Origin of the sequence: Erwinia sp. MYb416, assembly GCF_037479575.1 — a bacterium.
In the GTDB taxonomy this organism is placed as follows: domain Bacteria; phylum Pseudomonadota; class Gammaproteobacteria; order Enterobacterales; family Enterobacteriaceae; genus Erwinia; species Erwinia rhapontici.
In genome coordinates, this window is sequence record NZ_JBBGYT010000438.1 from 1,133,858 (window position 1) to 1,151,735 (window position 17,878).

The following is a 17,878-nucleotide window of genomic DNA, read 5'->3' on the forward strand; positions in this document are numbered from 1 at the left end:
GACAACGATGATCTTATTCACACTCGCCGGGGCGTAGTCGGTTTAAAACGAGGTCCACTCTTCCTCAAGGGCTTTAGACGTTTGTGCGCGGAGGGGAAGGGGGTTATGGCTTGAGGATCCGACAACAAACTCGCCTTCATGCACCCGGCTGGTGTTGATCTTAAAGATAGCGACCATCTCACTCAGTTTCTTTGCCTGCTGCTCCAGCGAAATAGCGGCGGCAGACGATTCCTGAACCAGGGTCGCATTTTGCTGCGTGGTCGAGTCCATCTCGGTCACGGCTTTCCCTATCTGTTCAATGCCCTGACGCTGTTCGTGAGAGGCACTAGAGATTTCATCGATAATCTGGCTGACATGGCTCACGGAGTTGACGATATCTCCCATGCTGTCACCGGCTTTATTCACCAGTTCAGTCCCTGTCCCAATACGTGCTACCGACTCGTTGATCAGCGACTCTATCTCTTTCGCCGCATCGGCGCTGCGTTGCGCCAGCGTTCTGACTTCACCGGCAACAACGGCAAAACCGCGCCCCTGTTCACCGGCCCTGGCGGCTTCGACAGCGGCATTCAATGCCAGAATATTGGTCTGGAAAGCAATACCGTTGATCACGCTAATGATTTCAGTGATTTTCTTTGAGCTACCTGCGATGCCATTCATGGTGCTGACCACCTCACTGACGATCTGACCCCCTTTACGGGCATCGGCGCTGGCGCTGGCAGCAAGCTTGCTGGCTTGCAAGGCATTATCGGCGTTAAGGCGTACCGTCGAGGTGAGCTCCTCCATACTGGAGGCGGTTTCCACCACGGCGGCGGACTGTTGCTCCGTTCTGGACGCTAAATCCGTATTCCCTGCGGCAATCTGTGATGAGGCACTGGCTAAGTGACTGACGCTTTCACGTATGCCCGAGATCATGTCGCATAAACGGGTATTCATCGCGCCCATTGTTTGGGTTAGCTCACCCAATTCATCTTTGGAGGAGGCGGTGATCTGAGCCGTCAGATCGCCACTGGAAATGCGCTGTGCCAGGGCAAGATTTTCACTCACAGGTCGTGTGATTTTACGCGTGATCGCCCAAGCGGTGACCAGCCCGGTAAACACCGCCAGTAATGAAAGGAGGGTGATAATGGTGATCGTGCGAGAAATTACCTGGGTGTTATATTCCGTCTGCATTTCAATTAATGTGGCTGCAGTGGTGTTCAGTTCGTTAGCACCCTGGGCCATGTTGTCGGCAGATAGTTGTGTTTTCGCGATGGCAGATAAATACGTTTCTGCACTCGCTTTCAAAGCCTCGTAGCGCATCCATACCGGGGTCAATACGTTTTTTGTCGCCTCTGGCCATTGTGCCAGGCTGTCATTATACAGCGATTCAGTGCGGCGATATAATGCGTCAAAGTCCGATATGGTTTCAGGAGTATGCTTTGCGATCAGTGTGTTGCCAGCCTCACTGAGCAGGGAAAACGCGAAGAGTAAATCAAAAATTTTATCGAGAGAGTCACTATCAGATGCGGTATTTTTTAAGTCATCTTGCAGGTTGGGGAGAAAGCGATTATCACTTTGTTGCAGCAGGTTTTTAGCGAGTTGATTACTGTGGCGGCTTTTATCGTAATAGTCAGTTCGTAACTCACTGTAGCGTTCAATATTGGCGCTGAGCTGTTCAAACTGCTTTTGAGCTTCTCCGCGCCAGGTGAACTGACTGGCATCCTTAATCAGCGTTTGCATCGATTTAATGGCATCGCCGTTCGCTTTCATTTTCTCATCATCACCCGTATGCATGTAAATCAAACGGTTTTGCCGGGCGGCATCCAGCTGGTTGCCAATATCATTGGTCAGCGTTGTTTTTATTGAGTTATGTTCTATCGTTTTTAACGCGTAAATACCGTAACCTGATATACCGATAATAATGCAGATTAAAAGAATAAATCCTGAAAAAAGTTTCTTACCTATTGAAAAGTCGTTAAATTTTAAAATAATCATATTAAGTCCTTTATTAAACATAATTAGTGTTATTGAAATAATTCTGCTTCCGGAGGTAAAACACGTGCCTGCAGGATTTTATCGGCAGTGAGAGCGGTTTCATTAAAAATGACTTTTATTGGGCAGTGATGGGATTTAGTGTGTTGATTTTAAAGTTTTTTTAATGTTAATAAGGGGGGCTGATTATAAGATTGATGCGCGTTATTTCTGATGAAATAACGCGTTTTCTGATGTTTTGCTGGCAGACAGGGTACTTTTGTCAGTGGAATTAACTTTATGTAAATGGAGTTTTACATTTTTTTACATTTATATTGCAAGGTATCAGCGTTCTTTCTCGCAAACAGGCTGTTTATTTCTTAGCGTTTGCGGCTATCAGGAATAATCAAATCCCCGCGTAGCACGCATGCACCCAGCATGTCGCGGGTTTTCTCTGTCAGCCAGCTGACGATACGTGCTGCCATCGCATCCATGGAGTATTCAATCGAAGGAATGGACGGAATGCCCGGCAGATCCAGCGAACCGGCAAGGCTGAAGATCATAATGTCACCCGGTACGGTTTTATTAAACGCCTGCAGCTGGCCGATCACCCGCTGTGCTTCCTGCTCGTCAGCCACCAGCAGGGCGTTGAAATTAACGGTAGTGGCGTTATTCAGCAGCACCTGTACCGCAACGGACGAGGTGGTGGAATCCATAAACACCAGATTGCGGTTAAACGGCAAAAAGTTGTTTTCCAGCGCCAGCTTATAGCCCAGCAGCACCTGATCGGTATGACCGCTGGCCTCCGGATGGATCAGGGCAATCTGACGGCGGCCCTGGCTGATCAGATAATTACAGGCGGTCTCTGCGGCAAACGCATGGTCAAACTGGATGCTGTTTGGCGTGTCGGCAGCGACACAGTCAATCAGGATGACGTTGTCATCCGTAATATTCAGCGGGAAACGTGCGCCGATAATCAATACATCATCACAGAGGCCGCAGGAGAGTTCATCCAGCGCATTCATCACGCCCGTTTTGCTGTTGGCGAAACGCAGCAGCAGATGCTTTTGATGCTGGCTGAGGTGTTTTTCCAGTGCATAGAGATAACCGGTGGTCTGGTTAATATTCTCCTGTGCGCAGATCACGCCAATGCAGCCCGTCGACTGCGACAGTAGTGACTGCGCGATAACATTTGGCCGGTAGCTGAGTTCTTCGGCTGCTTTCAGCACCGCAAGGCGACTGGCTTCTTTCACTCCGCGCGATCCGCTCAACACCCGTGATACTGTGGCTTTAGACACCCCAGCTAAACGCGATACATCGTTGATTGTTGACATTTTTCTCCCCTGACACCCGGTAACAGCCTGCAAAAAATACCGCAAGAATGGCGCAAAATATCGCCACCGCCAGTATAGCGGCTTTGCATTTTCATGGAAACCGATTTTCCATATCACCTCAAAACTGTCCATATCGACCGCATTTATGTGATGGCAATCCAGGAAAAAACCCTTTAACACCTGCGTTTATGATGAGTATCACATTTTTGTTTTCCTTAAATGGAAAACGGTTTCCGTATGGTGTCCAATCGTTTCCACATTTACGTTCTATTACATTTCGAGGATAACGGATTATGGTCAGGATTATGCTGTGCTGCTCTGCCGGGATGTCCACCAGTATGCTGGTGAGAAAAATGGTGGAGGCCGCCAATGAAAGAGGGCTGGAGGTGGACATTGAGGCGTATGGCGTCGCAGAGTTCGATACCCAGTTTCCCCGTTATCAGGTGGTGCTGCTGGGGCCACAGGTTAAATATATGCTGAAAACACTGTCAGAAAAGGCTGCCACGCAGGGTATTCCGGTTCAGCCCATCGATCCGATGGACTACGGCATGCAGCGCGGTGACAAGGTGCTGGACTACGCGCTGTCGTTGATTAACGCAGCAAACTAAAGGGTGTTCATATGAGTTCGCTATATCAGTCAATGATTGCCGTTATCGAGCAATCCATCACCCCGCTGGCGGGGCGTCTGGGTCAGCAAAAATACGTTATCGCCATCCGCGATGGCTTCACTGCCGCGCTGCCGTTTATGATCATCGGCTCGTTTATGCTGGTGTTTATCTTCCCGCCCTTTTCGGCGGATACCACCAACAGCTTTGCGCGTGGCTGGCTGGATTTTTCACTGACCTACCGTGAACAGCTGATGCTGCCGTTTAACCTGAGCATGGGGGTGATGACCTTCTTCATCTCTGTCGGGATTGGTGCCAGCCTTGGGCGGCAGTTTAATCTTGACCCGGTGATGTCCGGTCTGCTGGCGTTTATGGCATTTCTGCTGGTGGCGGCCCCTTATGCGGATGGTCATATCTCCACGCAGTATCTCTCCGGGCAGGGTATTTTCACCGCGTTGATCACCGCGATCTACTCGACGCGCGTCTATGCCTGGCTGAAGCAGAACAACATTACCATTCGCCTGCCAAAAGAAGTACCCACCGGGGTGGCGCGCTCCTTTGAAATCCTGATCCCGGTGGTGGTGGTGATGGGCACGCTGCATCCGCTGAATCTGTTTATTGAAGCGCAAACCGGCATGATTATGCCGCAGGCGATTATGCACCTGCTGGAGCCGCTGGTGTCGGCATCGGATTCACTGCCTGCGATCCTGCTGTCGGTGCTGCTGTGCCAGATTTTCTGGTTCGCCGGTATCCACGGTGCCCTGATTGTGACCGGGATTATGAACCCGTTCTGGATGGCGAACCTGTCGGCCAACCAGGCTGCGCTGGCCGCCGGAGCGGCGTTACCGCATATCTATTTACAGGGCTTCTGGGATCACTACCTGCTGATCGGCGGTGTGGGTTCAACACTGCCTCTGGCTTTCCTGCTGTTGCGCAGCCGCGTGACTCATCTGCGTACCATCGGCAAAATGGGCGTGGTGCCCAGCTTCTTCAATATCAATGAACCCATCCTGTTTGGTGCACCGATCATCATGAACCCGATGCTGTTCATCCCGTTTATCTGCGTGCCGATGATCAACGCCTGCCTGGCGTATGGCGCGACCAAACTGGGCTGGCTGGCACAGGTGGTGTCGCTGACGCCGTGGACCACTCCCGCGCCAATCGGGGCTTCCTGGGCAGCTAACTGGGCGTTCAGTCCGGTAGTGATGTGTCTGATTTGTATGGTGATGTCGGCCCTGATGTACCTGCCATTCCTGCGCGCCTATGAGCGCTCGTTAATGAAAACCGAAGAGCAGAAAGCCCAGGCCAGCGCACCGTTAAGCGGCACCGTCAGCAGCAACTGAACATCATGGAGAACACAACGATGAAATATCAATTTCCCAAAGACTTCTGGTGGGGCAGCGCCAGCTCTGCGCTGCAAACCGAAGGGGAAAGCCAGCCCGCTCGTGGGGAAACCACCTGGGATGCCTGGTACCGCCAACAGCCAACGCGTTTTCACCAGCAGGTGGGGCCGCAGGATACCTCGACCTTTTACCAGCACTGGCGTGACGATATTGCCCTGCTGAAGCAGCTTAACCACAACAGTTTCCGTACCTCATTGAGCTGGTCTCGTCTGATACCGGACGGCACGGGAGAGGTTAACCTGGAGGCGGTGGCGTTCTATAACAACGTGATTGATGAACTGCTGGCGCAGGGGATCCAGCCATTTATCACCCTGTTCCATTTTGATATGCCGATGGCGATGCAGCAGCAGGGTGGCTGGGAAAGCCGGGACGTGGTGGCGGCTTTCAGTCGCTATGCGAACCTCTGCTTTGAGTTGTTCGGTGACCGCGTGCTGCACTGGTTCACCTTCAACGAGCCGATTGTCCCGGTGGAAGGGGGATATCTTTACGACTTCCATTACCCGAACGTAGTGGACTTTAAGCGGGCAGCGACCGCTGCATACCACACGGTGCTGGCCCATGCGCAGGCAGTGCGTGCATTTCGTGCCGGGCAGTACCCGGGGGAAATTGGCATTGTGCTGAATCTGACGCCGTCCTATCCGCGTTCGCAGAACCCGGCGGATGTGAAAGCGGCCCACCATGCCGACCTGCTGTTTAACCGCAGCTTCCTTGACCCGGTGTTGCGCGGCGAGTATCCGGCCGATCTGATGGTCCTGCTGCAAAGCTACGATCAGCTTCCGGCTTGCCAGCCGGGGGACCGGGCGTTAATCGCTGACGGTAAGATCGACCTGCTGGGGATTAACTATTACCAGCCGCGCCGCGTCAAGTGCCGGGACAGCGCCGTGAATCTGCAATCGCCATTTATGCCAGAGTGGTTATTTGATAATTACGAGATGCCCGGTCGTAAAATGAATCCGTATCGCGGCTGGGAAATCTATGAGCCGGGTATTTACGATATTCTGACTAATTTACGTGTGAATTATGGTAACCCGCGCTGCTTTATTTCCGAGAACGGCATGGGCGTGGAAAATGAACAACGATTTGTTGATGACGGCCAGATTAATGACCACTACCGCATTGAATTTGTATCTGAGCATCTGAAGTGGCTGCATAAAGGCATCAGTGAAGGGAGTCATTGCCTCGGTTACCACATGTGGACCTTTATTGATAACTGGTCATGGTGCAACGGTTATAAAAATCGCTACGGCTTCGTACAGCTCGATTTAGCCACGCAGCAGCGCACGGTGAAAAAAAGCGGAGAGTGGTTTGCCCGCACCGCCGCCCGTCATGGATTTAATGAAGAAGGGGATAATGATGATTGATTTAGAAGAGGCAGTGATGGAGATCATCGTCAACGCCGGACAGTCGCGCAGCCTGTGCTTTGAAGCCCTGCATGCCGCGCGTGGTGGGGATATTACCCGGGCGAAAGCCCTGTTGCAGGAAGCGGATGGTTTTTCGCGGCAGGCCCATCAGATGCAAACCAAACTGATCGAGCAGGATGCCGGAGAAGCCCGGCAGCCGATGACCTTGATTATGGTGCATGCGCAGGATCATCTGATGACCTCATTACTGGCCCGTGAATTATCCGAAGAAATTATCCATCTCTATCAGCGATAGAATCAAACATTCAGTGAGGAAATTAATTACCAGAATATATTAATCCGTCTTTACCTCTGTGTATTATCAATAAACTGCTGGTTATGGTAGTGGGGTTGGTATTATTTAAACCATAACAAGACAGTTATTATCCAAAATAACATCGCTCACGCACACGTCTTTGCGCGGCATTGTAACGCGCAAAGACCACGGCTGGGTAATATTGAGATAATTATGAAAATATTTAAAAAATTGCCCTTGACGCTGGCGGTCATGGCAGCCCTTTGTTCTGGATCCGTCGTTGCACAAGAATTTACTCAGGCACAAATCGACGCCATCGTGGCGCGAGCCGTGGATAAAGCGTTAGCCGAACGTCAGGTCAAAATAGATACTGCCGTCGATAAAGCCCTGGCAGAACGTCAGGCCAAAGCCGACAGTGCCATGGCTAAAAAAGCGGATGTGATCACTGAGCCACAAACCACGGCACAGTCGCCTGACAAGGCAATTCCGTTTGGCGTGCAGTTCACGGGCTACGCTCGCTACGGTGCACAGTTCCAGGGGGGTGACCAGAAGTTTGTCGGCGTCGACGGTTCCTATAATGGTTCTTCTGCGATAGGCCGTCTGGGCAATGAAGGCAATGGCGGTGAGTTCCAGCTTTCCAAAGCCTTTAAAGGCGATAACGGCGCAATCTGGGACGTTAACGTGATGATCGATCACTGGGGCGATGAGGTTAACCTCAAAAAAGCCTACGCGGGCGTCACGAATCTGTTCGAGTCGAACCCCAATGCGTATCTGTGGGCCGGACGTGATTTCCACCAGCGTCCACAGCAGGGGATTAACGACTACTTCTGGATGAACCATGATGGGCAGGGTGCGGGGGTGAAAAACTTCGAACTCGGCGGCGTGAAGTTTGATGTGGCGACAGTGGCCGCTGTAGAGTCCTGTAATCCTGAAGTGATGGACGAAGATGGCAACCCGTCACGCATCAGCTGTACCGGCGGCTCGGGCACTGGCGACAAAGGTAACTATGCGGTCACCTCCAAAATCCACGGCATGAAGGTCGGCCCGCTGGATCTGGAGTTGTACGCCAACTACGGCTTTGATTCCAAGGCGGTGGAAAGTGAAGAGCGTCTGAAAGCCTGGCAGGGCGGTGTGGTTCTGAGCCACACAGGCGAAAACGGCGTGAACAAAGTGATCACCCGTTACTCCAACAACGCCGATAACAGCGTGTTTAATAAAACCGACGAGCTGACGGCGATCTATGCCAGCTTTGAAGGGAACTACAAGTTCACGCAGCAGGCGCAGGTGGAGTATCTGCTGGCCTTCCACGACTACGCGAATAAAGCGGATAACACGGATGATCGCCGTAACTACGGGGCAATCGTGCGCCCGATGTACTGGTGGAACGATGTGCACTCCACCTGGCTGGAAGCGGGTTATCAGCGTGTTGATTACGATCAGGGCGGCGATAACCACGGCTGGAAGCTGACGCTGTCGCAGAACGTCTCCATTGATATGGGGCCGGAGTTCCGTCCGATGCTGCGCTTCTACGTCACGGGGGGCGAAGTGGATAACAAGCGTACCGCACGTATCAACGGCAACGATGATAATACGCAGCTCGACTCCTTTAACGTCGGTGCGATGTGGGAAGCCTGGTTCTGATTGTCAGCGGATGAAACGGGAACAGAGGGGCGACCAGTGACGCTGGTCTGCACGATGGTCCAGGTTCAGGTTCAGGTTCAGGTCCAGGTCAACGTCAAGGGCGTTTCGCTTTCCCGCTGCGCGGGCGAAGCGACCAAAGGGCGGCAGTCGCCCCGCCCTTTGGAATCCGGGCTTGCGGCAGGCGCATCGCCCGCTTTCAGCGGGTGCCATCGTCAGCTTCGTTCACCGACGGAGCGGTCGTGACGGCACATCCCTGTGCCGGCTCTCCCTCTCACCGCCGTCCTGGCGGTTCGTCCTGGTTCACTGTGCTTCCTCAGCGCTGCTGAATGCCGCCTCAACGTCAAAAGCCAGGTCAAAACCCAGATCCAAAACCCTGATTCAAATCAATCCGCAGAGACTGTCACGTGGTGGGGGTTGTAATACCCGCAGCGAGCAGACGTTCTGCGGGGATGGGGCCAGTTTGAGGTAAGCCGGACGTCACGCGGCAGGGACGCCGCGTGCCGAGGCCCGCATGGATGCGTCTTTTGCCGATCCGGCGTGCTCAAACTGGCCTCAGACCTGAAGCCGAATGATCAGCCATTCATTTTTGTGGGGATCTCTTAGGGGGCGGCCACTTGTATCTTAATAACGTAACGGGTTAGCTACCGTTACGCGAAGCGGGGTGACCCTCTTTTCCGGTCATCCCGTAATGGCTGCCTGGTCCTGCGGTAAGGGGATATCGGCGCTGATGCGCAGCCCGTCGCCATCAAACACCATGCACTGGTGCGGATAGAACGCGGGGCGCAGCATCTGATAAGGGCGGAAATGCACATCACCCGGCAGCAGCATCTTAAAGCCGTCGTAGCCGTAAATCTGCCCGAACAGATAGGTATTGTTACCCAGCCGTTCGACCACCTCACAGTGAAAATCCAGCTGTAACGGCGCATCGCTGTTGATGCGCAGATGCTCAGGACGGATACCCAGCGTCAGTTCCTCACCCGGCTGCAACAGGCGTGCAGGTGCAGGCAACGTCAGCGTGTTCGCCCCCTCATTCACCGTAACGATCAGCCCCTGAACGCTGCAGTGCTGCACGCGTGCAGGCAGGAAATTCATCTTGGGTGAACCAATAAAACCGGCGACAAAGCGGTTCACCGGGTTGTAATACAGCTCCATGGGGGACCCCACCTGCTCCAGCTTGCCGTAATTCATCACCACGATTTTATCCGCCAGCGTCATCGCCTCAATCTGGTCGTGGGTCACATACACCATGGTGGTTTTCAGCTCCTGGTGCAGTTTGGCGATATGCAGACGCATATCGACGCGCAGCTCGGCGTCCAGGTTTGACAACGGCTCATCAAACATAAAGACCTGCGGATTACGCACGATGGCCCGTCCAATCGCCACGCGCTGGCGCTGGCCGCCGGAAAGCTCTTTGGGTTTGCGTTCAAGCAGGTGGGAGAGTTGCAGGGTTTTCGACACCATCTCCACCTGATGGCGGATCTTCTCTTTCGCCACCCCGTTCACTTTCAGTCCGTAACCCATATTTTCGGCCACCGTCATATGCGGATAAAGCGCATAGGACTGAAACACCATCGCCACGCCGCGATGGGCGGGAGCCACATCGTTCATCAGCTCATCGCCAATCAGGATCTCGCCATCACTGACCTCTTCCAGCCCGGCAATCAACCGCAGAAGGGTGGACTTACCACAGCCAGAGGGACCGACGAAGACGGTGAACTCACCGTCTTCAATATCCAGATGAATATTATTGAGCGTTTCTGTTTTACCAAAACGCTTGGACACGTTTCTCAGTCTGATGCTGGACATGCGGAACCTCATCGAAAGGGGGATTTAAATAATAAATGTATTACGTATTACAATTTATGTTGTGACACGCTAACCCTTGTGGTGTCTGGCCTGACTATAAACCCCTGATGCAGAGCACCCTAGAGTCGATTTTGATTTCTGTAATATTGATCACATATTAGCGAGAACAGGGTGGAGGAGTGACGCTGTTCCGCGTAGCGTATGACATCACGCGCTGTGACACTCTCCCTTCTGCAAGTGACGCTATATGGGGCTTGCGATGTGTAGGTCAGAAATTCAGCGGATTGAAAAACAGTTAAATGTTATACCTTCACATGAGGTCAGCAATGAAAGTCAAAACCGGCATCACTCTGCTTCTGTCTGCTCTGGCTCTGGGGCAGGCTGCACACGCAGCGCAGCAACTTACCGTCTGGGAAGATATTAAAAAATCCGAAGGTATCAAAACGGCGATTGCTGATTTTCAGAAGCAATACAACGTTGAAGTCAAAGTGCAGGAAATGCCCTTTGCCCAGCAGATAGAGAAGCTGCGTCTTGATGGCCCGGCGGGGATTGGCCCGGACGTGCTGGTGATCCCTAATGACCAGTTGGGCAGCGCGGTGGTGCAGGGATTGCTGTCACCGCTGGCTGTCGATGCGGCACAGCAGGCGGCCTATACCCCATCAGCGATGGCCGCGTTTATTCAGAATAAAGTGGTATATGGCGTACCAAAAGCCGTCGAAACTCTGGTGCTGATTTATAACAAAGATCTGCTGCCGCAGCCGTTTAAAACGCTGGATGAGTACCGTGCCTTCTCGCAGAAGCAGCGCGAGGCGAAGCAGTATGGCCTGCTGGCAAAATTTGACCAGATTTATTACAGCTGGGGGGCTATCGCCCCGATGGGCGGTTATATCTTTGGCCAGGACGGCAAGGGCGGGCTCAACACCCTGGACATCGGGCTGAACACACCGGGCAGCGTAGACGCGGTCAGCTATCTCAAGAGTTTCTTCACCCAGGGGCTGCTGCCCAGCGGCATCCTCGGTGACAACGGTCTGAACGCCATCGACTCCCTGTTTACCGAGAAAAAAGCGGCGGCGGTGATCAATGGTCCCTGGGCATTCCAGCCTTACCAGGCGGCAGGCATCAACTATGGCGTGGCGCCGTTGCCTGAGCTGCCTAACGGCAAACCCATGAGCTCCTTCCTCGGTGTGAAAGGCTATGTGGTGTCCACCTGGAGTAAAGATAAAACGCTGGCGCAGCAGTTTATCCAGTTTATTAACCAGCCGCAGTATGTGAAAGAGCGCTTCCAGAAAACGCAGGAAATTCCGCCGGTCGTCGCCCTGATGAATGACCCGCTGATTAAAAACGATGAAAAAGCCAATGCGGTGGCGGTGCAGGCGGCGCGTGCCGTTGCGATGCCGGGTGTGCCGGAGATGCAGGAAGTGTGGGGCCCGGCCAATGCGGCACTGGAGCTGAGCGTGACAGGCAAGCAGGAGCCAAAGGTCGCACTGGATAATGCGGTGAAGCAGATTGCCATGCAGATTGAAGCGATGCAGGCCAGCAACCAGTAAGCCCCTGCCGCTCGCGGTTTGAATAAATAAGGAAAAGGCTGTGATGATTTCCCCCAGTGAAAAACTGACGCTGCACAAGCGCTCACGCCAGCATGCTCTGGCAGGCGTGCTGCTGGCGCTGTTACCCGGTTTTGGCCAGTTTTACCACCGCCAGTGGGCAAAAGGGCTCTGCTATCTGATCCTGCTGACCAGCTTTTACGGTGTGTTTCATAACTTCCTCCAGCACGGGCTGTGGGGGCTGGCAACGCTGGGGGAAGAAGTCCCCCGCGATAACTCCATCTTTTTGCTGGCAGAAGGCATTATCAGCGTCCTGATTATCGCCTTTGGCCTGACGATATGGGGACTGTCGCTGCGCGATGCCTGGCTGAACGGCTGCCGCCGTGACGAAGGCAAACCGCTGCACGGGGTGCGTAAGCAGTATCAGCTGCTGCTGCGAGAGGGGTTCCCGTACCTGATGATCACGCCGGGGTTTTTCCTGCTGGTGTTTGTGGTGGTGTTCCCGATCCTGTTTGGGTTCGCCATCGCCTTTACCAACTATAACCTCTACCACACGCCGCCCGCGAAGCTGGTGGATTGGGTGGGGCTGAAAAACTTCGTCAATATCTTCACCCTGTCGATCTGGCGTTCGACCTTCTTCGACGTGCTGCAATGGACCGTGGTCTGGACGCTGCTGGCCACCACGCTGCAATGTTCAGTGGGTGTGATGCTGGCGATTCTGGTGAACCAGAAAGACCTGCGTTTTAAACCGCTGATCCGCACCATTTTTATCCTGCCGTGGGCGGTGCCGGGCTTCGTCACTATCCTGGTGTTTGCCGGCATGTTTAACGACAGTTTTGGCGTGATTAACAATGCGATCCTCGATTTCTTCGGCATTGCGCCGAAAGCATGGATGACCGATCCGTTCTGGACCAAAACCGCACTGATTATGATGCAGACCTGGCTGGGCTTCCCGTTTGTGTTCGCCATGACGACCGGCGTATTGCAGGCGATCCCTGACGATCTGTATGAAGCGGCGATGATGGACGGTGCCGGGCCCTGGACGCGTCTGAAAACCATCACTCTGCCGCTGGTGATGTACGCCATTGCGCCCATCATCATCACGCAGTACACCTTCAACTTTAACAACTTCAACATTATCTACCTGTTTAACAACGGCGGTCCGGCGGTGGCAGGGTCAAACGCAGGCGGCACCGATATTCTGGTGTCGTGGATCTACAAGCTGACCATGTCGTCATCGCAGTATGCGATTGCCGCAACCATTACGATTTTGCTGTCGATCTTTGTGGTCGGTCTGGCGCTGTGGCAGTTCCGCGCCACCAAATCGTTTAAACAAGATGAGATGGCGTAAGGGAACCGTTATGGCGAAGTCAGTCAGTATTAAACGTGAAAAATGGCTGCGTCTGTCGCTCACCTGGCTGGTGGTTCTGGTGGTCTCGACCATCATTATCTACCCGCTGGTGTGGACGGTCGGGGCGTCGCTGAATGCGGGCAACAGCCTGCTGAGTAGTTCGATTATTCCGGAGAACGCATCGTTACAGCACTACCGCGACCTGTTTAACGGCACGGTGCCGTACCTGACGTGGTACTGGAACTCGATGAAAATCAGTTTCTTTACCATGGTGCTGACCTTAATCAGCGTGAGCTGCACCGCGTATGCATTCTCGCGCTTTCGCTTTAAGGGACGGCAGAACGGTCTGATGCTGTTTCTGCTGTTGCAGATGATCCCGCAGTTCTCGGCACTGATTGCCATCTTTGTGCTGTCGCAGCTGCTGGGATTGATCAACAGCCATCTGGCGCTGGTGCTGATCTACGTTGGTGGCATGATCCCGATGAACACCTATCTGATGAAGGGTTACCTGGACGCGATTCCAAAGGACCTGGATGAGTCAGCGCGCATGGACGGGGCAGGGAACTTCCGTATCTTTATCGAGATCATCATGCCGCTTTCGAAGCCGATTCTGGCGGTGGTGGCGCTGTTCTCCTTCACCGGCCCGCTGGGGGACTTCATTCTTTCCAGCACCATTCTGCGCAGCCCGGATCAGTTCACGCTGCCCATCGGGCTGTACAACCTGGTCTCGCAGAAAATGGGGGCCAGCTACACCACTTACGCCGCCGGGGCGGTGCTGATTGCCGTACCGGTCGCCGTGCTCTATCTGGCGCTGCAAAAATACTTCGTTTCCGGCCTGACCTCAGGAAGTACAAAGGGATAAACCATGACACCTAAAACGCTGTTACTCGCCCTGGCAATGGCCTGGGCGACGCCTCTCTTCGCCGCAAATCCGGACGTTATTCGTTCCATCGGCCCGGTGCCGGCCGATTTTGTCAAAGGGGCTGATATCTCCACGCTGCCGGAACTGGAAAAGCAGGGGGTGAAATTTTACAACGCCCATCACCAGCTACAGGACCCGATTGCCATCCTGAAAGCCAACGGCATCAATACTATTCGCCTGCGCCTGTGGGTTGACCCCTATGACAGCAACGGCAAAGCCTACGGGGGTGGCACCAACGACCTGCCCACTACCCTGGCGCTGGCGAAACGTGCCAAAGCCGCCGGGATGCAGATCCTGCTGGACCTCCACTACAGTGATTTCTGGACCGACCCGGGTAAGCAGTTCAAACCGAAAGCCTGGGAAAAACTGACTTTCCCGCAGTTGGAAACGCGCGTGCATGACTACACCCGCGACACCCTTGCCCGCTTCAAAGCCGAGGGTGTGCTGCCGGATATCGTCCAAATCGGCAATGAGCTGAACGGCGGCATGCTGTGGCCGGAAGGGAAGAGTTGGGGGCAGAACGGCGGGGAGTTTGACCGTCTGGCGGGCCTGCTGAAAGCGGGCATCACGGGCGTGCGGGAAAACCTCAGCGATCCGGGCCAGGTCAAAATCATGCTGCACCTGGCTGAAGGCACCAAAAATGACATGTTCCGCTGGTGGTTCGATGAGATCACCCGCCGTCAGGTGCCGTTCGATGTGATTGGTCTGTCGATGTACACCTACTGGAACGGCCCGATTAGCGCCCTGAAAGCCAATATGGACGATATCAGCCAGCGCTATCAGAAAGACGTGATGGTGGTGGAAGCGGCCTATGCATACACGCTGAAAAACTGCGACAGCGCCGAAAACAGTTTCCAGGCGAAGGAAGAGAAAGATGGCGGCTACCCGGCCACCGTTGAGGGGCAGGCGGCCTATCTGCACGACCTGATGCAGGCGGTGCTGGCGGTGCCGAATCACCGCGGTAAGGGCGTGGTCTACTGGGAACCGACGTGGATTGCCGTGCCGGGTAACACCTGGGCGACGCCGGAAGGCATGAAGTATATCCACGACGAGTGGAAGCAGGGCAACGCCCGTGAAAACCAGGCGCTGTTTGACTGCCAGGGCAACGTGCTGCCGTCAATTCAGGTATTTCATTAATTTACAGGCCTGAGGGCCGGTGTCACTGACACCTCAGAGGAACCGCAATGACTAGATTTCCACCGCTCTTTGCCGGGGTCAACACGCTGCTGCACGGCGCGGATTACAACCCGGAACAGTGGCAACATACCCCGGGCATCATTGATGATGACGTCGCGATGATGCAGCAGGCGAACTGCAATGTGATGTCGGTTGGCATCTTCAGCTGGGCGAAACTGGAGCCGGAAGAGGGGCGCTATGACTTCGGCTGGCTGGATGACGTGATTGAAAAACTGCATCAGCGGTCGATTCGGGTGTTTCTGGCCACGCCCAGCGGCGCGCGCCCGGCGTGGATGTCGCAAAAGTACCCGGAAGTGTTGCGCACCGGGCGCGATCGCGTGCCTGCGCTGCACGGCGGGCGGCATAATCACTGCATGACTTCGCCGCTGTACCGGCAAAAAGTTCGGGCGATCAACAGCCAACTGGCGGCGCGCTATGCGCACCATCCGGCGGTGATCGGCTGGCATATTTCCAACGAATACGGCGGCGAGTGCCACTGCGGGCAGTGCCAGCAGGCCTTTCGCGGCTGGTTGCAGCGCCGCTACGGCACTCTGGAGCAGCTTAACCACGCCTGGTGGAGTGATTTCTGGAGCCATACGTACAGCGACTGGTCGCAGGTGGTTTCCCCTGCACCGCAGGGGGAAATGTCGATTCACGGGCTGAATCTCGACTGGCGGCGCTTTATGACAGATCAGGTCACCGACTTCTGTACCGAAGAGATCAAACCGCTGAAAGCGGCCAACCCGGACCTGCCTGCCACCACCAACTTTATGGAGTATTTCTACGACTACGATTACTGGAAGCTGTCGCAGCCGCTCGATTTTATCTCCTGGGACAGTTATCCCACCTGGCATAACGAGCAGGATGAAACCACGCTGGCCTGTTATACCGCCATGTATCACGACCTGATGCGCACCCTGAAACAGGGGCAACCGTTTGTGCTGATGGAGTCGACGCCGGGGGCGACCAACTGGCAGCCCACCAGCAAGCTGAAAAAACCGGGGATGCACATTCTCTCTTCATTGCAGGCCGTGGCCCACGGGGCGGATGCGGTGCAGTATTTCCAGTGGCGAAAAAGCCGCGGCTCGGTGGAGAAATTCCACGGCGCGGTGATTGACCACGTCGGGCATCTGGACACGCGTATTGGCCGCGAAGTCAGCGAACTGGGTCGGATGCTGGCAGCAATGGCCCCGGTGCAGGGTAGCCGCGTTGACGCGAAAGTGGCGATCGTTTTCGACTGGGAAAGCCGCTGGGCGATGGACAATGCCCAGGGGCCGCGCAATACCGGCCTGCACTATGAGCGCACGGTGGCCGAACACTACCGCACGTTCTGGGAGCAGGGCGTGGCAGTAGACGTGATCAATGCCGATGTTGACCTCAGCGGGTATGCGCTGGTGATCGCCCCGATGCTGTATATGGTGCGCGACGGCTTTGCCGCCCGCGTGGAGCAACATCTGCGCCAGGGCGGGCAGTTTGTCGCCAGCTACTGGACGGGCGTGGTCAATGAAAGCGACCTCTGCCATCTGGGCGGTTTCCCGGGGCCGCTGCGGCCGCTGCTGGGGATCTGGGCAGAAGAGATCGACAGCCTGACGGACGACGAAACCAACGGCGTATGTGCTGTCGAAGGCAACATGCTGGGCCTGCGCGGCAGCTATCAGGCCCGTGAGCTGTGCGAACATATTCATCTGGAAGGGGCAACCGCGCTGGCCGTTTACCAAAGCGATTTTTATGCCGGCCAACCCGCGGTCACCGTTAACGCCGTGGGCGCCGGGCAGGCCTGGTATATCGCCTCACGTAATGACCAGGCTTTCCATCGGGATTTCTACGGTGCACTGATTGCCAGGCTGGCGCTGCCACGTGCGCTGGCGGTGGACCTGCCTCCGGGGGTGACCGCGCATCGCCGCACCGACGGCGAGTCCAGCTTTATCTTCCTGCAAAACTTCACGGCGCAGGCGCAGACGGTCACGCTGCCTGCGGGTATCAGCGATCTGATTGACGGTGTGCCGCTCTCCGGCGAGCAGATCATGCCGCCGTGGGGCTGCCGCGTGCTGCGCGCGCCGCTGTAAACAGCTGTTCACCAGCGGGCGCAAGCCCGCTTTTTTTATGTCTGAAAGGAGAGGTATATGGTCAGTCTGAAATCGTTTAAGCATTACTTCAGCCGGCAGGAAACCCCGGAGGAAGCCGACGCAGCGGAGTGTGCGCTGCTGGATCAGTTAATGGGCTGCTTTGGCGGGCGCGAGAATATCGTGCAGGTGGATGCCTGCCTCACGCGACTGCGCGTCACGGTGAAATCGGTGGCGGCAGTGAATGCCAGCGGGTTACAGCAGGCAGGGGCAACGGGAGTGGTGATTCTGGGCCATGAAGTGCATGCTATTTTTGGCACGCGCTCTGACCGTCTGCGTCAGCTGATGGAAGCACACTATTTCCGTCAGCCATAAAAAAATGGATAACCGGTGACGGTTATCCAAATTAACGATCCAGTGCTTATCC

Annotated in this window: 14 protein-coding genes; 11 read left to right on the top strand and 3 right to left on the bottom strand. The window is 54.8% G+C overall.

Translation table 11 applies throughout. The features are described from left to right. Window positions 1–42: 42 nt before the first annotated feature. On the bottom strand, window positions 43–1,974 hold the full coding sequence (locus WH277_RS14910; protein WP_227536054.1) for a methyl-accepting chemotaxis protein: 1,932 nt from the start codon (window positions 1,972–1,974) through the stop codon (window positions 43–45). Between the two features lie 356 nt (window positions 1,975–2,330). Continuing rightward, the gene (locus WH277_RS14915) at window positions 2,331–3,284 is read right to left on the bottom strand and encodes a LacI family DNA-binding transcriptional regulator (RefSeq protein ID WP_133843041.1); all 954 of its coding nucleotides are present in this window, start codon (window positions 3,282–3,284) and stop codon (window positions 2,331–2,333) included. A gap of 293 nt (window positions 3,285–3,577) precedes the next feature. On the opposite strand from WH277_RS14915, the gene WH277_RS14920 reads away from it, so the two are divergent. From WH277_RS14920 to WH277_RS14940, 5 genes are all read left to right on the top strand, one after another. After that, the gene (locus WH277_RS14920) at window positions 3,578–3,892 is read left to right on the top strand and encodes a PTS sugar transporter subunit IIB (RefSeq protein ID WP_212814075.1); all 315 of its coding nucleotides are present in this window, start codon (window positions 3,578–3,580) and stop codon (window positions 3,890–3,892) included. Window positions 3,893–3,903: 11 nt separating this feature from the next. Continuing rightward, on the top strand, window positions 3,904–5,232 hold the full coding sequence (locus tag WH277_RS14925; RefSeq protein WP_133843045.1) for a PTS sugar transporter subunit IIC: 1,329 nt from the start codon (window positions 3,904–3,906) through the stop codon (window positions 5,230–5,232). A 20-nt stretch (window positions 5,233–5,252) separates the two neighbouring features. Beyond that, window positions 5,253–6,653: a glycoside hydrolase family 1 protein gene (locus WH277_RS14930; protein ID WP_167864437.1), complete on the top strand. Its 1,401-nt coding sequence runs from the start codon at window positions 5,253–5,255 to the stop codon at window positions 6,651–6,653. After that, window positions 6,646–6,948, top strand: a complete 303-nt coding sequence (locus WH277_RS14935) for a PTS lactose/cellobiose transporter subunit IIA (protein ID WP_133843474.1) — start codon at window positions 6,646–6,648, stop codon at window positions 6,946–6,948. Before WH277_RS14930 ends, WH277_RS14935 begins: the two co-directional genes overlap by 8 nt. Before the next feature lie 213 nt (window positions 6,949–7,161). Beyond that, window positions 7,162–8,589 (top strand): carbohydrate porin, encoded by a 1,428-nt coding sequence (locus tag WH277_RS14940; protein WP_133843049.1) that lies wholly within the window; start codon window positions 7,162–7,164, stop codon window positions 8,587–8,589. A gap of 678 nt (window positions 8,590–9,267) precedes the next feature. Here the strand turns inward: WH277_RS14940 and WH277_RS14945 are convergent. Further along, the gene (locus WH277_RS14945) at window positions 9,268–10,395 is read right to left on the bottom strand and encodes an ABC transporter ATP-binding protein (protein WP_339505859.1); all 1,128 of its coding nucleotides are present in this window, start codon (window positions 10,393–10,395) and stop codon (window positions 9,268–9,270) included. Between the two features lie 326 nt (window positions 10,396–10,721). Here WH277_RS14945 and WH277_RS14950 point away from each other — a divergent pair, with 326 nt between their 5' ends. The 6 genes from WH277_RS14950 to WH277_RS14975 are packed head-to-tail and all read left to right on the top strand — an operon-like array spanning window position 10,722 to window position 17,826. Continuing rightward, the gene (locus tag WH277_RS14950) at window positions 10,722–11,942 is read left to right on the top strand and encodes an extracellular solute-binding protein (RefSeq protein ID WP_133843053.1); all 1,221 of its coding nucleotides are present in this window, start codon (window positions 10,722–10,724) and stop codon (window positions 11,940–11,942) included. Window positions 11,943–11,985: 43 nt separating this feature from the next. Continuing rightward, entirely contained in the window at window positions 11,986–13,290 is a 1,305-nt protein-coding gene (locus WH277_RS14955; RefSeq protein ID WP_167864749.1) for a carbohydrate ABC transporter permease, read from the top strand. Between the two features lie 10 nt (window positions 13,291–13,300). Beyond that, entirely contained in the window at window positions 13,301–14,152 is an 852-nt protein-coding gene (locus WH277_RS14960; protein WP_133843057.1) for a sugar ABC transporter permease, read from the top strand. A 36-nt stretch (window positions 14,153–14,188) separates the two neighbouring features. Continuing rightward, on the top strand, window positions 14,189–15,349 hold the full coding sequence (locus WH277_RS14965) for a glycoside hydrolase family 53 protein (protein WP_374760125.1): 1,161 nt from the start codon (window positions 14,189–14,191) through the stop codon (window positions 15,347–15,349). A gap of 47 nt (window positions 15,350–15,396) precedes the next feature. After that, window positions 15,397–17,454 (top strand): beta-galactosidase, encoded by a 2,058-nt coding sequence (locus WH277_RS14970; protein WP_227536061.1) that lies wholly within the window; start codon window positions 15,397–15,399, stop codon window positions 17,452–17,454. Window positions 17,455–17,511: 57 nt separating this feature from the next. Beyond that, window positions 17,512–17,826 carry a glucose PTS transporter subunit EIIB gene (locus WH277_RS14975; RefSeq protein WP_133843063.1) on the top strand — a complete coding sequence of 105 codons (315 nt, stop codon included), beginning with the start codon at window positions 17,512–17,514 and terminating at the stop codon, window positions 17,824–17,826. Window positions 17,827–17,878: the final 52 nt, after the last annotated feature.

Bases quoted from the DNA above. Each gene is read 5' to 3' on its own strand.
- WH277_RS14910 (WP_227536054.1), bottom strand. From the start codon at position 1,974: ATGATTATTTTAAAATTTAACGACTTTTCAATAGGTAAGAAACTTTTT.
- WH277_RS14915 (WP_133843041.1), bottom strand. From the start codon at position 3,284: ATGTCAACAATCAACGATGTATCGCGTTTAGCTGGGGTGTCTAAAGCC.
- WH277_RS14920 (WP_212814075.1), top strand. From the start codon at position 3,578: ATGGTCAGGATTATGCTGTGCTGCTCTGCCGGGATGTCCACCAGTATG.
- WH277_RS14925 (WP_133843045.1), top strand. From the start codon at position 3,904: ATGAGTTCGCTATATCAGTCAATGATTGCCGTTATCGAGCAATCCATC.
- WH277_RS14930 (WP_167864437.1), top strand. From the start codon at position 5,253: ATGAAATATCAATTTCCCAAAGACTTCTGGTGGGGCAGCGCCAGCTCT.
- WH277_RS14935 (WP_133843474.1), top strand. From the start codon at position 6,646: ATGATTGATTTAGAAGAGGCAGTGATGGAGATCATCGTCAACGCCGGA.
- WH277_RS14940 (WP_133843049.1), top strand. From the start codon at position 7,162: ATGAAAATATTTAAAAAATTGCCCTTGACGCTGGCGGTCATGGCAGCC.
- WH277_RS14945 (WP_339505859.1), bottom strand. From the start codon at position 10,395: ATGTCCAGCATCAGACTGAGAAACGTGTCCAAGCGTTTTGGTAAAACA.
- WH277_RS14950 (WP_133843053.1), top strand. From the start codon at position 10,722: ATGAAAGTCAAAACCGGCATCACTCTGCTTCTGTCTGCTCTGGCTCTG.
- WH277_RS14955 (WP_167864749.1), top strand. From the start codon at position 11,986: ATGATTTCCCCCAGTGAAAAACTGACGCTGCACAAGCGCTCACGCCAG.
- WH277_RS14960 (WP_133843057.1), top strand. From the start codon at position 13,301: ATGGCGAAGTCAGTCAGTATTAAACGTGAAAAATGGCTGCGTCTGTCG.
- WH277_RS14965 (WP_374760125.1), top strand. From the start codon at position 14,189: ATGGCCTGGGCGACGCCTCTCTTCGCCGCAAATCCGGACGTTATTCGT.
- WH277_RS14970 (WP_227536061.1), top strand. From the start codon at position 15,397: ATGACTAGATTTCCACCGCTCTTTGCCGGGGTCAACACGCTGCTGCAC.
- WH277_RS14975 (WP_133843063.1), top strand. From the start codon at position 17,512: ATGGTCAGTCTGAAATCGTTTAAGCATTACTTCAGCCGGCAGGAAACC.